A 16,679-nucleotide genomic window follows, 5' to 3' on the forward strand; every position below is an offset into this window, starting at 1 on the left:
GTGTAACCGACCAGTTTGGCCCGTCGCAACCACCTCATCCAACCCCCGCGGCGGGCCAAACGCCTTCCTTCTAGCTTTCACAAAGAACATTCAGCATAGAAATATCCCGTGCAGATACTCTCATCTGCACGGGATATTTTGCTGTTCTGTTTTCTGCTCTGCTGTTTTCTGTTCTGCCGCCATCTATAGCCACAGATCGGGTAAATCTTATGCGCCCTGGTCCTTACGAACCTCTTTCTTTTCAGCCTGGTAGCCGAAGCAGAACGCCGTACCGGCAATCACTGCGGCCAGCCAGATGGAAAATACGCCAAACCATCGGGTGACAAGCGCCATGAGAATCACGCCAGCTATGAAAGAGATGACTACGAGAGAGTAATCGATGGCTTTGAGCAGGGCCGTGCGGCGCTGCGCCTTCGCCTCATTTTTTGTGACTCCGTCGGGGGTTTTCCGCGTGAGGTACAGCGAACCGGCGGCGTACCAGGCACTGAGCATTTTGCGCCAGTTGCCGCTGGTCATGAAGAGCGAAAAGGGGTTTTCGCCAATGCGTGTATCCGCGAGGGCGTGAATCATCAGACCGACGGTGAACGCCAGCGCGCCCACCTGAAAGCTATTGCTCAGAGTTCTATCCATGAAGGGTACCGCGAAGCAGACCAGAAGGAACGGCAGGAGTGTGCCGATGCGCCAGTGTCTCATCCGGGCACGTTGACCGAGTAGATCATGAATGAAATGCCCTGCCAGATACCCGAAGCTGAAAAGAATAACGGAGAGCCAGCGCAGGTGCACCACATGCGGTGCGTCACGGTGCAGATCGGCGATGAGCAGAATAAAGTTACCGGTCTGCGTGGCAACGAGCGCTTCATAGTGGATGTGCGAGAAGACGTCCACTGCGCCGCCCAGGGAGGCGAGGAGCAGAGCCATGACGCGCCCGTAGCGTCGAGGTGCTGGGATGCGGTGTAGCATCTCGCGGAGGTGGTGTAGCATGCGCCTTCTCTCACGGTGGGTGGGTCTGTGCGTAGCAGTAATGCCGCTGGTTCCATGCTACGGCATAAGTCAGCAGGGTACCGGAGAGGATAAGCACCCCGCCGGGTAACCCCTGTTAAAGCGAAGGCCCCGAGCAGGTGTCTGCTCGGGGCCTGCATACTATTCGGTTTTTAGCTCGGGGAGAGTAGCTTACTTGCTCTCGCCCTTGAGTGCACCCACGAGCGGACCAATCACGTCCATGGGCAGCGGGAAGACCACGGTCGAGTTCTGGTCGGCACCCAGCTCCAGCAGGGTCTGCAGGTAACGCAGCTGCAGGGAGGCGGGGGACTGGCTCAGAATGTCGGATGCTTCCTTCAGCTCGCTCGAAGCCTCGAGCTCACCGCGTGCCGAAATGATCTTTGCGCGGCGCTCACGCTCAGCCTCAGCCTCGCGTGCCATGGCGCGCTGCATAGCCTCGGGAATCTCAACGTCCTTGATTTCGACGAGCTCCACCTGAATACCCCACGGCTCGGTGCGGGAGCCGATGATGGAGCGCAGGTCTTCGTTCAGGTCTTCGCGGTGTGCGAGCAGGGTGTCCAGGTCAACGCGACCCAGCAGGGAACGCAGGGTGGTCTGCGCAATCTGGCTGGTAGCGATCGGGTAGTTCTCGACCTCGAGCACGGCGTTCTTGGCGTTGGTCACGCGGAAGAGGACCACGGCGTTCACGCGGGCGGGAACGTTGTCCTTGGTGATGACTTCCTGCGGGGGAATGGTCAGGGTGATGACACGCATATCAACGCGCTGCAGGGAGTCGACGAGGGGGAAGACGACGTTCAGGCCGGGCTTCAGCTCCGAACGCAGGTGGCCGAAGCGGAAGGAGATGCCACGCTCGTATTCGGGGATGACGCGGAACATACGAATCAGAATAAAAAGAACAATGACGGCAACTGGGATGAGGATAGTTGCCAGAGTGACGGGATCCATGGTTTTCCTTCACAAATATTGGGGGAGGACGGTATGTGTGCCCACCTGCCCGCGCCTCGTACGGTGCAGGTAGTAGGGGGTGCCCGGTATCGGGCTGTGTGGGGGAGTTTAGGGAGGGGAATTTTCCGTCCCGGCGCACGTCGCGGCGGGTCGGCGCCTCGGCGGTACCCCGCATGGAAAACCTCACAAGAGGAATAAAAGAGAATTCCACACGGGGTAGCCGCCGAAGCTAACAGACGGGACCAGCCAGCCGGTCAGCCGCCGGAACGGAAAAACTTGTGCAGCGCTACTTCTTCGCCATCTGCTCTGCCAGCTTTTCAGCCGCCTCAACCTCAGCCAGGTTCTGCTCCTGCAGGACCTCGTTCGTGGTCTTGTGCAGTCGCTTAACCGAGGTGCCGGTACCGCTCCAGGCGGGGCGGTCCGGGTCGAGGGCAGAGGTACGAACCGGCAGGGTTGCTTCCGCAATCATCTGCTTGCGGGTCTGCTCGGTACGGCGCTTACGCTCATTCGACACGCCACCCCACTTCGCCGCGAAACGGTCCATCTTCACGTTCACCGATTCATCAGCGGTGGATGCGTGAATATGCTTCGGATCGTTTTCGAAGTTCGCGGGGGAACGCATGAGCTTCACAGCCAGCGGGTAGGTCAGCGAGAGGCAGACCACCGCGGCGGCACCCTCCACCAGAAGCTCCAGCGGGGAGTGCCAGACGATGGCGGCACCAATCAGGATGACCACACCCAGCAGCGACACGGCAACCGCCAGTCCGCGGTGGAAACGACCCGACTCGGAGTAGGGCCATTCGTCCACTTCGCGGGTGAGCTCGCGGCCGTTTGCCGAGACGGTGCAGGTGTCCTTAATCGGGCAGGTGTTGCACACGCTGGGCTTGGCGCGGTAACGCATCACTCGGTTGTCCGAGTCGAATGCGGTCGCCCACAGCCACTGGTCTTCGGGGCAGAGCCACGCGTCGCTCTCTTCGTGGTAGGTGAACCCGAAGGTTCGTGCCGCCACCATGCGCTGGCTGGTGCGCTTGGCGAGAATATCGAAGCCCCAACCCACGGCGACCAGGCCCAGCGCGTACACGCAGGCAAGCCACACGAGGAAAGAAACTCCAGCAATCTGCTCAGGCATGGTTAGCCTCGACGATCGCTACGGTAGGGGCTGGTCTGCTCGGGCAGCTCCTCGGCAGCCTTCGCGCCGGCGAACTCTGCGATGCGAGCGTCCTCAACCTCTTCGTACAGCGGCGGTTCGGGCAGCTCCAGGACGGTTTCCTTAGCGTTCTTGGAGAAGATCTCCTTGAGAGCCAGCAGCGCCAGCTTGATCAGCGGGATGATGCCGACCAGGAAGATAACGTCACCGGGCATACGCATCCAACCCATCACGGCGGAAGCGCCGTCGTGGATGAACGCGAAGGAACGAGCCTCGTAGTAGCCCTCACCAACGGACTTGTACAGCTGAGCGATACCCAGCGGCAGCAGCGAGATGAAGGACATCCACAGCAGACCAATGTTCAGGGTCCAGAAGGAGAACTTCAGACCCTTCTCAGGCCACTTGTCCTCGGGGATCAGGTAGCGCAGACCGAACACCGCGAACGCGATCGCGAGCATACCGTACACACCCATCATGGATGCGTGTGCGTGGTTTGCGGTCAGCGCGGTACCAATCTCGAAGTAGGACACGATCGGCAGGTTAATCAGGAAGCCGAACACGCCCGCGCCGAGGAAGTTCCAGAAGCCCACAGCAATCAGGAACATAACAGCCCAACGGTGCGGGAAAGGCTTGGTGCGGTTGGAGTACTGGCGAGCACCCAGCTGCATGAAGCCCCACGCCTCAACGGTCAGGAAGGTCAGCGGGATAACCTCAGCTGCGGAGAAGAACGCACCGAATGCCATCTGCTCGGAGGGGGTACCGACGAAGTAGGTGTGGTGCAGAGTACCGATCACACCACCGACGGAGTAGAGCACGGCGTCCATCATGATAATGGCGATTGCGATGCGCTCGCGGACCACGCCGAGCAGCACGAAGATGTACGCCACCATCACGGTGGTGAACAGTTCGAGGAAGTCCTCCACCCAGAGGTGCACCACCCAGAATCGCCAGAACTCGGCGACGGTCACGTGGGTACGCTGACCTGCGAGCAGGCCGACCGCGTAGAACATGGGGATGGCGAGGCCAGAGAAGAGGAACAGCCACGGCAGGGAGGTCTTCTTCGAGCCCTTCAGGCGGGAGGAGAGGGTACGCCAGACGATGACGATCCAGATGAACATACCCGCGGTGAGCAGGATCTGGAAGAATCGCGGCAGGTCCAGGAACTCCCACTGCTGCGAGAAGAAGCCGGTGAGTTCCTTGGGAATGAGGCCCTTCTGGGAGAACCATTCGTTCAGCAGCGAGCCGAGGACCACGAAGACCACGGCGCCGATGAGAACGTAGGTGAGCAGACCCTGCTTCTTGGGTTCGCGGCGGGTAATGAGCGGGGCGATGAAGATACCGCCCGCCAGGAACGCGCCTGCGGTCCAGAAGAGGGAGAGCTGAAGGTGCCAGGTTCGGGATACCGTGTAGGGCAGCAGCTGACCCATGTCGATACCGAAGAATCCGGTGAGTTCTTCACGGTAGTGCTCGGTGAGCGCACCCACCAGAGCCTGCAGCAGGAACAGCACCAGGATAGTCGCGAAGAGCAGGCAGGCTGCCTTCTGCGAGGGGGTCAGGCGAACTTCGTCGGGCTGACGGAAGTCGAGGACGGGTGCCTCTTCCGCGTGCCAGCCGATTGCGCGGGACCAGCGGCCGTAGATGGCGAACATCAGACCGGTACCACCGATGAGGGCAATCAGGGAGAGTGCCGACCAGACCATCAGATCCGCGGTGGGCTTGTTGTCCACGTTGGGTTCGGAGGGCCAGTTGTTGGTGTAGGAGTAGGGCTGGTCGGGGCGGTCAGCCGCCGATGCCCATGCGGTCCAGCCGAAGAATGCGACGAGGTCGTGCAGTTCTTCGTCGTTCTTAATGGCGTCGGGGAACAGGCCCTGCGAGGTGTCACCCTTCATCAGGGTTTCGCGGTAGTGCTTGAGCATGAGCTGGTAGCCCTTGGTCTCACCAGCGGACCAGGTGATGGTCTTAGTCTGCTCGTCGTACTTGTTCTCCTTGCGCCACTCGTTCTTCACGAGCTCGCGGGGGTCCTGCTTGCCCTGCTCACGGTACTCCTTGACGGCAGCATCGGTGGTCAGACGCAGGTATTCTGCAGTGTAGTCGGGGCCGAGGTATGCGCCGTGGCCCAGGACGGAGCCGTACTGCTGCAGACCGCGTCCCTGGAAGAGTTCCTGACCGTGCAGGATCTGTTCCTGGGTTGCGATGGTTTTGCCGTCATTGCCGACGATTTTGTCGGGTAGCGGCATGGAGAGTGCGTAGGTGCGCATTGCAAGGACTGCCATGATGGTGAAGCCCAGGAGCATCACAAACGCAACAGCCTGTACCCAGCCTTTACCGGCATAGGCACCGACCGTGTCTGAGCGGCGGGCAATCTTTGCTGCCTCCGCACGCGAGACGGGTTTTGTAGCCATAGTGTATGTCTCCAGTGTGCGTGGAATTTTTAGGTGGAGTGGTTCCGACGCACATCCGCTGGAGGGGCGGCTCACTATGTTCAGGGTGAATCGTCCTTGAGGGAGGTGCGACAGCCCACCCTGCTCTCATTTTTGCATATTAAATGCGTATTTACGAAACTTTGCTGACGTAGCGTCATAATGTGACACGGCTATTTGACGGGGAAATCTGCAATCACAAGGCGGAAAACCTGAAATATTACGTTGAGGTTGAACCCTTAGCTTCCATGGCTATTTACCCGCCTGCAACGGTGGAGGGAGCGGTGGGGCGAAAGTCGTGCAGGCTCCCTCAATCGGGGCTTCTACTCGGGCTCCTATCGGGGCTTTCGCTGAATTCGTTGGCGGGAGGTGCATCCCAGCATGTGGAAGGGGAGTGCGGCACCCCTCACGTACCTACACTCGTGTGTGGAATAATAAAACCCGACGCTACTAAACACAGTACAAATTTTTTGCGGCACAGGTTATTGCAGTACAGATTTTGTGCTCTTTGGCGGCGTATATTCAGAAGGGGTCACTCACCCCGCATCCACGGCGGGTCGCCGCCACAGCCCGCAATCTATCGGCACCTCAGGAGAGTTCACGTGCTTCTCTACAAATCCACCCAGAAAGCAATCACCGGAATCCTGCGCACTGTCTTCCGCGCCCGCGTGACCGGACTCGAAAACTTTCCCGCCACCGGCCCGGTGATTGTCGCCTCCAACCACTTGTCTTTCCTGGACTCCATCATTATTTCTGCCATGATGCCGCGCCGCGTGGCGTTCCTCGCCAAGGCGGAGTACGTGAACACCCCCGGCACGCGCGGCAAGATGATGAAGGCATTCTTTGAGGCCGTGGACATCATCCCCGTGAACCGCTCCGACCGTTCCGAGTCGCTCAAGGCGCTCGACATCGCCCTGGAGAAGCTGCAGGAGGGTAAGGTCTTCGGTATTTACCCCGAGGGCACCCGCTCCCGCGACGGCTACCTGTACCGCGGCAAGATTGGTGTGGCGTGGCTGGCGCACATGACTGGCGCGCCCGTGGTTCCGGTTGGTCTGATTGGTACCGACCGCCTGCAGAAGCCCGGTTCGAACATGATTTACCCGCGCCGCTTCACGATTCGCGTGGGCAAGCCGCTCTACTTTGAGAAGACCGGCGAGAAGATGATCGGCAAGCAGCGCCGCGTCACCACCGACGCGATCATGGATGAGATTGCTCAGCTGTCCGGTCAGGCACGCAAGCACGAATACAACGTTTCGCCCTCAGCCGCACGTGACGCAGGCTAGGGCACACGCCGCCTATACCGCGTAGACTTAAACCGCGCATCCACGCACCGACCCCCGCGCAATGGGGGATTTCGGCGTAGGATGCGCGGTTTGTCGTATGCGCAGCACCGTAAAGCCCAGTAGAACGAGGAGAAAGTACCCATGGCAGAGCCTTCCAGCTACCGCCCCGCCCCCGGCGAAATCCCTACCGACCCGGGCGTTTACCGTTTTCGCGATGCTGACGGCCGCGTCATCTACGTGGGTAAGGCGAAGAATCTGCGCAACCGCCTCAACAGCTATTTTGCGTCCCCGCAGACGCTGAGCCCGAAGACCTACGCGATGGTGCATACGGCGGCGAGCGTTGAATGGACCGTGGTGGCGAGCGAGATGGAGTCGCTGCAGCTCGAGTACACCTGGATTAAGGAGTTTTCGCCGCGCTTCAACATTGCGTTCCGTGACGATAAGTCGTACCCGTACCTGGCGATTACGGTCAATGACGTGTACCCGCGCGCGATGGTGACTCGCGGTGAGCGCCGTAAGGGCGTGCGCTATTTTGGTCCGTATTCGCAGGCGTGGGCGATTCGTGAAACCCTGGATGCGCTGTTGCGCGTGTTCCCGGTGCGTACCTGCACGAACGGCGTGTTTAACCGGGCGAAGAATAGTGGTCGCCCGTGCCTGCTCGGCTATATCGATAAGTGTGCGGCGCCGTGCGTGGGCAAGATTAGCCCGGAGGAGCACCGCGAGTTGGCGCGTGGGCTGACCCGGTTCATGGCGGGTGGTGCTGAGAAGCATATTGCTCAGCTGACCGCGGAAATGAAGGAAGCCGCCGCCGAGATGGACTTTGAGCGTGCCGCGATTCTTCGTGACGATATTGCCGCGCTGACTAAGGCGTTTGAGCGTAACGCCGTGGTGCTCGGCGCGACCGTGGACGCCGACCTGTTCGCCTACGCGGAGGACGATTTGGAGGCGTCCGTTCAGGTGTTCTTCGTGCGCGGCGGCAGGATTCGCGGCCAGCGCGGCTGGATTGTGGAGAAGGTCAACGACAGCACCGACGCGCAGCTCATCGAGCAGCTCATCGCGCAGGTGTACAGCGATATTGCGGCGAGCCTCGCCTCCCAGAAGGACGCCGAGAAGAGCCTGAACAGCTACGACATTCCGCGCTCCGTGCTCGTGCCAGTGGAGCCTGAGAATAAGGAACAGCTGGCATCCTGGCTGGCGGAGGTGCGCGGCGGTCCCGTGGAGATTAGCGTCCCGCAGCGTGGTGACAAGGCAGAACTCATGAAGACGGTTGCCGAGAACGCCCGCCAGTCGCTGACCCTGCACAAGAGCCGCCGAGCCGGTGACTTGACCACCCGCAGTGCCTCCCTCGTGGAGCTACAGGAAGCGCTCGAACTGCCCGACCCGCTGCTGCGCATCGAGTGCTACGACATTTCGCATGTGCAGGGCACGAACGTGGTCGCCTCCATGGTCGTCTTTGAGGACGGCATGCCCGCGAAGAACGCCTACCGCACCTACAGCATTACCGGCGACGCCGCGCGCGACGATACCGCCAGCATGTACGACGTCATTACCCGCCGCTTCAAGAGGCACCTGGCGCAGCAGGCGGAACGCGAAGCAGCCCCCGTGCGTTCCGGCGAGATTGACGCCTCCACGCCCGAGCCGGCGAAGTTCGCCTACCCGCCGAACCTCGTGCTCGTGGACGGCGGCCCGCCCCAGGTGGCTGCCGCCTCCGCCGCGTTGAGCGACCTGGGCATTACGGACGTGTACGTTGCCGGCATCGCTAAGCGTCTGGAGGAGCTGTGGCTGCCGGACGACGACTACCCGGTCGTGCTGCCGCGCACCTCGCAGGCGCTGTACCTGGTGCAGCGCATCCGCGATGAGGCGCACCGTTTCGCTATCACCTTCCACCGTTCTAAGCGCGGTAAAGCGATGGTCGCCTCCGCCCTGGATGAGGTGCCCGGTCTGGGCGAGATGAAGCGAGCCGCGCTGATTAAGCATTTCGGGTCGGTGGCTCAGATTAAGCAGGCGAGCGCCGAGGAGCTGACGGCGGTGCCGGGTATTGGTCCGGCGTTGGCTCAGAAGATTCTGGCGGCGCTGACCTAATCCTCTGGCTGGCGCTGGCCTAAGTGCCTGCTGGCGCTGAGTGAAGGCCCGCCCGGGGTGCGAACGCAGCACCCCGCCTCGTAATGGCGCTTAACAAACGTGTCATAATTGAAGGAAACCGTCATCATTACGAGCGCGCTATCTTCGCGCGCCCTCAACCAGTAGAGTGGAAACCGTGAGTAATAACCATCTGCGCCTATTCACCAGCGAGTCGGTGACTGAAGGCCACCCCGATAAGATTTGTGACCAGATTTCTGACGCCATCCTTGACGGCATCATCGCCCAGGATCCCGCAGCGAACGTTGCTGTGGAGACCATGGTAACCACCGGTCAGGTGCACGTTGCGGGTGAGGTGACCACCTCCAGCTACGTCGAAATTCCCTCCATCGTGCGCGAGACCATTCTGGGTATCGGCTACGATTCCTCTACCCGCGGCTTCGACGGCGAGTTCTGCGGCGTGTCTGTCTCCATTGGCGAGCAGTCCCCGGACATCAACGCCGGCGTGTACGAGTCCCTCGAGGTTCGTCAGGGCATCGCTGCTGACGAGTACGACCGCCAGGGTGCGGGCGACCAGGGCATCATGTTCGGTTACGCATCCAACGAGACCAACGTGCTGATGCCCGCCCCGATTTGGCTGGCGCACCGCCTCTCTGAGCGTCTGACCAAGGTCCGTAAGGACGGCCTGCTGACCGAGCTGCGCCCCGACGGCAAGACTCAGGTGACCCTCGGCTACGATTCGAACAACGTGCCTGTCTCCGTGGATACCGTGGTTGTTTCGAGCCAGCACACCGCAAGCTACGACCTGGCTGACCTGCGTGCAGACATTGAGAAGCACGTTATCGCGCCGGTTCTGGGTAGCGTCGAGCTGGATTCCTCCAACGCCAAGTTCATTGTGAACCCCGCTGGCCGCTTCGTTCAGGGTGGCCCCGTGGGTGACGCGGGCCTGACCGGCCGCAAGATCATTGTGGACACCTACGGCGGTTCGGCTCGTCACGGTGGTGGCGCGTTCTCCGGTAAGGACCCGTCGAAGGTGGACCGTTCCGCAGCGTACGCAATGCGTTGGGTTGCGAAGAACATTGTGGGTGCCGGTCTTGCCGACCGCGCCGAGGTTCAGGTTGCGTACGCTATCGGCCAGGCAGCGCCGGTCGGTCTGTACGTTGAAACCTTCGGTACCGAGAAGGTCGACCCGATCAAGATTGAGAAGGCTGTGCGTGAGGTCTTCGACCTGCGCCCGCTGGCAATCATTAACGAACTGGATCTGCGCCGCCCGATTTACAAGAAGACCGCAGCTCACGGCCACTTCGGTCGTACCGAGCCGGAATTCACCTGGGAGCGTCTGAACCGCGTGGATGCACTGCGTTCGGCAGTGTCCTCCTCCTAATATCTGTCAGGGTAGAGGAGCACGCTGATTCGGGTGACTCAGAGCAGTTCTGAATCGAACTCTTCGGCACCGTTGGGTGCCCAGCAGGAATCCCTGCAACAGCTTGACCTGTTGCAGGGATTTCCTGCTCTTCGTGATGCCCTGATTCCTGCGGCCCCGGAGCCGGTGAATGTTGCCGCCGAGTTGGAGGCGAGCGGCGTGCCGAACCCTGTGGCGCGTGTGCGCGTGGATAGCACCCTGCCGCAGGTGGACCGCACGTTTGATTACCGCGTGCCCGCTGAGCTGAGTGAGGATGCGGTGCCCGGCGCCCGCGTGCGCGTGCTGTTCAACGGCCACGAGATGACCGGTTACATTGAGGAGCGTGCCGCCACGACCGATTGGACGCGCACTTCGCTGCTGCCGCTCAAGTCGGTGCTGTCGCGTGTGCCCTCTGTTGCACCCGAAATTTTTGCGCTTGCCGAGGCGCTTGCTGACCGTTACGCCTCCACGGTGGCAAACGTGCTACGTCTGGCGGTGCCGCCGCGTATTGCCGCGCTGGATAAGAAGTATGCGCCCCTTCTGCCGGGTTATGAGTCGGATTATTTGGGCGATTCTGCCCCGGTAAGTACTTCCAATACCCCCGAGAGCACCCCGGAGAACGTCTCCGAGAGCACCCCGGCGAGCGCGGGGGAGAAGCCGCAGGAAAACGCTCCCGAAATCGCGGAACCTGAGTGTGCGGAATCTGAGCCTGATGCCGTCTCCGCCGCCTCCAGCACTGCCGACCCGTACGCTTGGCTTGCCACCCCCGGCGCGCCCGCACCCTTCGTGCTGGACCCGCCGACGCTGAACCCGGACGCGCCGGATGCCGCCTCCGTCTTCTCCGATTACGAGAACGGCGCGGAGTTCATTGAAGATGTTGCCGCCGGTGCCGCAACTCGCGCCGTGATGACGGTTCTTCCCGGCCACCTGGAGCACACGTGGGCGGATGTTTTGGCGACCGCACTCGCGGCTGCTGCTGCGAGTGGCCGCGGCGCTATTGCGGTGGTTCCGACCGCTAAGAACCTGGATCTTCTGGAGGCGGCGCTCGCCGAGCGTCTGCCCGCTGACTCGTTTGTGCGTTTGAGTTCTGATTCGACTCCGCATACTCGCTATCACGGGTTTGTGAAGGTGCGTTTGGGGCAGGTGCCGGTGGTGATTGGTACCCGCGCGGCGGCCTACGCGCCGGTGGCGAACCTGGGCCTGGTGGTGTGCTGGGATGACGGCGATTCTTCGCTGGTGGAGCAGCGCGCCCCGTATTGTCATGCCCGCGATGTGTTGCTTCTGCGTGCTTCTGCTGAGAATACTGCGGCGCTGTTTGCCGGGTTCAGTATGAGTAGTGAGGCGGCGCGTCTGGTGCGTACCCGTTGGGCATCTCATGTGCGTGCGCCGCGTGCGTTGGTGCGTGATTATTCGCCGCGTATTTTTTCGACGGGTTCGGAGTTTGAGTTGGCGCGTGACCCGTTGGCGGCGATGGCGCGTATTCCTCACCTGGCGTTTGAGCATGCTCGTCGGGCGTTGGCGCGTGGTCCCGTGTTGGTGCAGGTGGCGCGTAGCGGTTATATTCCGTCGTTTTCGTGTGAGCGTTGCCGCATGCCGGCGCGTTGTGGCGAGTGTAGCGGACCTTTGTCGGTGGCTTCGGGTTCGTCGGTTCCGTCGTGTTCGTGGTGCGGCCATTTGGCGCAGCAGTGGCGTTGTTCTGAGTGCGGTTTTACGCATTGGCGTTATTCGGCGGCGGGTGCGACTCGTACTGCTGAGGAGTTGGGTCGTGCGTTCCCGAATGTTCCGGTGATTTCTTCGGCGGGTGACCATGTGCGGGCGTCGGTTGGTCCTGAGCCTGCGTTGGTGGTGGCGACTCCGGGTGCTGAGCCGGTGGCTTTTGGCGGCTATGCGGCGGCGCTTCTTTTGGACGCTGATAAGATGCTTCGTTTTGATTCGTTGCGTGCCCCGGAGGCGGCGTTGCGTCGCTGGTTGAACGCGGCGGCGTTGGTTCGTCCGGCGGCTCTTGAGGGCACGGTGGTGACGACTGCTTCGCCGTCGCCGGTGGAGCAGGCGCTGGTGCGTTGGGATCCGGCGTGGTTTGCTCGCCGGGAGCTGGAGGAGCGCGCTCAGACGGGTCTGCCTCCGGCGGTTCGTACGGCTGCGGTGACCGGTGCGGAGGCGGATGTTCGCGCCTTCATGGAGGAGTTCTTGGGCTCTTCTGCGTTGCCGGAGCGGGTGCGTGAGCAGTTGCGTATTGTGGGTCCGGTTCCTCTGGATCAGGGGTATTTTGCCTGGTCGGAGTCTCTTGAGGAGGATTCTGAGGAGGCGCCGGTTCAGGGCGATTGGCGTACCCTGATGTTCTTCTCGTATGGCATTGCGCAGCAGGTGACCCGTGAGTTGCGTGCTACGCGTGCAACGATTGCGGCGTTGAAGAAGAACGTGGGGGAGCGCCCGGTTCAGATTCGCTGTGACGGCCTGGACGTGCTGTAGTGTTCTAGTGAGGGGCGGTTTTTCGCTCCGTGTTTGGTGTTGAGCACGCGGGTTTGCGGGCGCGTTGTGCGCTGAGGAGGTGAGAGGCGTGTCGAAGGTGCCTCATCTGCTGAAGGTAGTGCACTGCCTGATGGTGAGCAGCGGCGACTGGCTGAGTATGCTTCTGCGCATCCGAAGAGTGCCCTGCACCGCAAGGGTCAGCATCATGATGCGGCGGTGCTGCTGATTCACGGTATTGGCTATCAGAATCACGGCGAGACGCTCGCGTATTTTGGTAAGCCGGTGGCGGATAGCGTGCAGACCCTGTTGGCGCTGAATACGGGCGCCGACTCTGCTAACCCTGAAAATACCCCCGCCGCTGAGGCTTCCGCGCGGGTGCGTGTTGAGGTGATTCCTGACGGCGATACCCTCCCGCCTGCCGCTGAGGTGAGCCCGACGAGCCACCATAGCGAGTTGACGTATTCGTTGACGATTGAGCGCACGGAGTACCCTGCCGACTCTGCAAACCCTGCAAACCCTGCTGAGGAAAGCCCGCAGGTTGAAGAGAACTCCGCGCAGGAAGAACCCGCCGAAGCCTCTGAGCCTACCGAAGCCTCCGAGCCCAAAGAATCTGCAAGAATCAGTCTGCCCAAAGTAGAACTTCCGAAGGTAGAGTTGCCCAAGGTGGAGTTTCCTAAGGTTGAGCTCCCTAAGATTGATCTGCCGAAAATTGAGCTTCCCAAGGTAGAACTCCCGAATATTGAGCTACCCAACATTGAGTTACCGCGCCTGCCTCAGCCGAAGCCGCGCCCGGTTCGCACGGTTACTCGCCGTAGCGTCCTCTTTCAGGAGGGCTTCTGGCGGCCTCGGCATTACCGCCCGTTGAAGGAGCATTTGCCCTGGTTGGCGTCGGTTTTGCCGTTGTTTTTGATGTTCTGCTTCTACTATGAGCGCCCCGGCGTGACCTGGCGTGAGCGTGCCGGGCACTTGCTGCGTTCTACGGCTCGGTTTGTGAATGTGGCGTTGTGGCTGGTGCTGGCGGTCATGGCTGTGATGACGTTCCGTGATGCTTTTGTGGCGTCCCTGGGTACTCCGCAGGGTGCGTTTACGGGTCTGGCGGCGGTGCTCGGCCTGGGTATTGTGGGCTGGGTTTTGGCTCGTCGTGCCCGTGAGCTGTGGGCGCTGGTGAAGGCTATTCCTACGCAGCTGATTCAGACGGCAACCAGCCCGGATTCACGCGATTTGGAGCGTATTTATGCGCGTCTGGATCGTCAGCTGGACGATTTGAGTTCTCGTAGCGATGCGGTGGGTATTATTGCCCATTCGCAGGGCGGTTACCTGGGGTACGAGTTGTTGCGTCGTCGTGCGGCGGCGGGTAAGAAGCCGATTCGTTTCTTCTACGGCCTGGGTAGCGGCTTGGTTCCGATTAGCATTATTGCTAGTGACCGCAACGACATTCCGGGGCACCTGGATGCCGGGGGCGGCTACCGTAACCGCGCGATGCTGCTGTGGGTGAGCGCGGTTGCGGCGTTCTCTTGGTTGGTGGAGGTTGCCCTGCTGTTCAGCCCGTACCGTTCACTGCTGCATCATGCGATGCTGGTACCCCTGGCGTTGAGCGTGGTGCCGCTGGTTGCGAGTGTGCCGGGTGCATTGAAGGGGCGGGTGCGTATTGTCCGCAAGAAAGCCGCCTCCTCAAAAATCTCTGCAACTACCTCCGCAAACACCCCGGCGGATGTGCGCCTGGTGAACCCGTACGGCACGCGCGCCTATGTGAAGTGGTTGATTCCGCTGCTCTTCGTGCACGGCGTTTTCATGCTGTACGCGGTGTTCATGCTGCTGCTGGCTCAGCTACGTGTTGAGGGCGCGGTCCCTGAGCTGACCGCCGCCTCGGTGGCGTTTTGGGGTGCGCTGATTCTGGTGCTCATGATGTCGGTGCGTAGCGCCTGCCACCTGTATGTGCGCGCCTACGCGCCGATGCTGCGGGGCCTTGATGTGGCTGACCGGTGCGAGATTTCCGCTCGTGGAGATAGCATTGGCAGGTCGAATATCACTCAGCCCGCCGGGGTGGATGTCACCTTTGTGACCCTGCCGGGCCCTTCAGTAAATAGTCACATGCAGTATTTTGATGCGTGCTCGCCGGTGCCGTTGATGCTTTCGCACCGCCTGGTGCCGCATATGATGCCGGCGGGGGAGCAGGCGCAGAAGGCAGCGGGCTTCACTGATGTTGGCGCGGAGCTGAACCGTGGTTTTGCGCGGGTGAAGAAGCTGATGCGCACCACGCATTACGGGCTGTATGCGGTGCTTCTGCTGATGCTGTCGGTGCTGTTGAACACGGCATCACCGGCGGGCGCCTCGGCGTTGACCTGGCTTGATACTTCGCGCCTGCGTTCGGAGGGCTTCGATCGTTTGGCGGCGGAGGCTCAGCATCTGCGTGAGCAGGCGGGTTCTTCGGATCTACTGTTGTGGATTCTGGTCGGTATTTTTGTGGTGGAGGCGCTGCTGATGATGGTGCTTTCGCCGTGGACTCAGCGGCGTTTGCAGCGTGCGTTCATGATGCGCAAGGTGGACCGTACGGGTCGGCTGAGCGAGTTCAATCCGTTGCCGATGGTCTCGGCTTTTCTGGGACTTGATGATGACGGGGACGATGACGAAGAAACTGTAGCAAGCGCAGCCCAGACCAGTACCACCCAGACCAGTACTGCACCGGCAAACGGGGTGTAGATTAGTCCCGCCCGCGGGGGGGGGGGCACACCTCCAGTATTTCGTGCACCTATGTGCATTTAATGGTTGATGGCAGCCCTAGATGCTCCTAATTGGCGTAGTTGCCGTATCCACGGTAAAATATTCAGCACTGCGGATACTATTTCGGTGCTTGTCGAGAGGGTATCAGCGGTATCTATCACTCAACTTCGCGCATGCCTCACAACCGTGCGCACCAACGAAAGATGAATACTGGTGACTCAGACTATGATCACCCCCGCATACGAACCTGCATGCGGCGGGTCTGCTTCTGTACACAATTACGGCGTCATGCACCCTGACCCCGTGTTGCTTGCCGATATGACCGTTGCGGAACGAGGAGCTGTTTACCGCTACTTGGCGCGCTTCGCTGAGCTGGATGACGCAAAGATTTTCTACGCGTACGGTCACGCCTACGAGCTGGCTCGTAAGGATGCCGAGCGCGGTCTCTACGCAACTATGGCGTAGCCTGCATTATTAGCTTTTGAAATGCTGCTGCACTCTTTACGAGTGCGGTAGCATTTCTGCTTTTCGGGCTGGCTTTCGGGCGGGTTGAGCCCGGCTGGGACCCCGGCGGTCGTATGTCGCCATGAAGCCCCTGATTTCTTCCTGACAACCGGGTATGTGTCCACTATGGGGGCGTGCCCTGATGGTTCTTGAACATTGGTTAGCTCTTGGGTACTTTAGAGGTATCACATCCACTTCTGCGAGGAGACTTCCGGTGTTCTCCGTAGGTTCTTTTCGCGGTGTTGCCTCCGGTTGCGTCTGCATTGTTGCGGCGCTCCACTAAGAAACGCCCTAAGGAAAGGTACTCACCGATGAGTTTCACCAATATCACCTCTGATTACGAGCCCGAGTTCGGCAATTCGGCACCGGCCCGCGACAACGGTATTACCCACCCGGACCCTGTGCTGCTGTCCTCGATGACGAAGGCTCAGCGTGGCGCGGTGTGCCGTTACCTGGCTCGTTTTGCTGAGCTGGATGATGCGAAGATTTTCTACGCTTATGGTCATGCGGATGAGCTGGCTGCGAAGGAGTCGGCACGCGGCGCGTACGTGTAAGGATTTCTGCTCCGGTGTGATGCGGTGATGCTGCGCCTTCCGGATGCGCCCTCAGGGTGCCCGAGCTCTGCGAGGGCGGGTTCCCCGCGTAGGCGCGGAGGAAGTGTGTAGCGAACCGCCGCTGTGAATATAAGCTGCATACGCCGCCCATGCGAC

Annotated in this window: 11 protein-coding genes; 7 read left to right on the forward strand and 4 right to left on the reverse strand. The window is 60.9% G+C overall.

The window, feature by feature from the left end; all coding sequences use genetic code 11:
- Positions 1–207 precede the first annotated feature (207 nt).
- From AB8E48_RS03270 to AB8E48_RS03285, 4 genes are all read right to left on the reverse strand, one after another.
- A complete protein-coding gene (locus AB8E48_RS03270) occupies positions 208–918 on the reverse strand; it encodes a YoaK family protein (RefSeq protein ID WP_368885747.1) in 711 nt (236 codons plus the stop codon).
- A gap of 252 nt (positions 919–1,170) precedes the next feature.
- Entirely contained in the window at positions 1,171–1,944 is a 774-nt protein-coding gene (locus AB8E48_RS03275) for a slipin family protein (protein ID WP_005506196.1), read from the reverse strand.
- Between the two features lie 286 nt (positions 1,945–2,230).
- Positions 2,231–3,073, reverse strand: coding sequence for a transposase (locus tag AB8E48_RS03280; RefSeq protein WP_368885748.1), 843 nt, complete (start codon positions 3,071–3,073; stop codon positions 2,231–2,233).
- Between the two features lie 2 nt (positions 3,074–3,075).
- A complete protein-coding gene (locus AB8E48_RS03285) occupies positions 3,076–5,493 on the reverse strand; it encodes a nitric-oxide reductase large subunit (RefSeq protein WP_368885749.1) in 2,418 nt (805 codons plus the stop codon).
- A 620-nt stretch (positions 5,494–6,113) separates the two neighbouring features.
- Here AB8E48_RS03285 and AB8E48_RS03290 point away from each other — a divergent pair.
- The 7 genes from AB8E48_RS03290 to AB8E48_RS03320 all read left to right on the forward strand — a co-directional run bounded on the left by AB8E48_RS03290 (position 6,114) and on the right by AB8E48_RS03320 (position 16,523).
- Entirely contained in the window at positions 6,114–6,794 is a 681-nt protein-coding gene (locus AB8E48_RS03290; protein WP_368885750.1) for a lysophospholipid acyltransferase family protein, read from the forward strand.
- Between the two features lie 141 nt (positions 6,795–6,935).
- Complete coding sequence (gene uvrC, locus AB8E48_RS03295) at positions 6,936–8,876, forward strand: excinuclease ABC subunit UvrC (RefSeq protein WP_368885751.1); 1,941 nt, start codon at positions 6,936–6,938, stop codon at positions 8,874–8,876.
- A gap of 175 nt (positions 8,877–9,051) precedes the next feature.
- Positions 9,052–10,257 carry a methionine adenosyltransferase gene (metK, locus tag AB8E48_RS03300; RefSeq protein WP_005506182.1) on the forward strand — a complete coding sequence of 402 codons (1,206 nt, stop codon included), beginning with the start codon at positions 9,052–9,054 and terminating at the stop codon, positions 10,255–10,257.
- A gap of 33 nt (positions 10,258–10,290) precedes the next feature.
- Entirely contained in the window at positions 10,291–12,744 is a 2,454-nt protein-coding gene (locus tag AB8E48_RS03305; RefSeq protein ID WP_368885752.1) for a primosomal protein N', read from the forward strand.
- 216 nt (positions 12,745–12,960) lie between these two features.
- Entirely contained in the window at positions 12,961–15,444 is a 2,484-nt protein-coding gene (locus tag AB8E48_RS03310; RefSeq protein WP_368885753.1) for an aconitase, read from the forward strand.
- A gap of 234 nt (positions 15,445–15,678) precedes the next feature.
- Positions 15,679–15,930, forward strand: a complete 252-nt coding sequence (locus AB8E48_RS03315) for a DNA mismatch repair protein (protein ID WP_070688809.1) — start codon at positions 15,679–15,681, stop codon at positions 15,928–15,930.
- Between the two features lie 350 nt (positions 15,931–16,280).
- A complete protein-coding gene (locus tag AB8E48_RS03320; RefSeq protein WP_368885754.1) occupies positions 16,281–16,523 on the forward strand; it encodes a DNA mismatch repair protein in 243 nt (80 codons plus the stop codon).
- Positions 16,524–16,679: the final 156 nt, after the last annotated feature.

Origin of the sequence: Rothia mucilaginosa, from assembly GCF_964211445.1 — a bacterium.
Classification (GTDB): domain Bacteria; phylum Actinomycetota; class Actinomycetes; order Actinomycetales; family Micrococcaceae; genus Rothia; species Rothia mucilaginosa_E.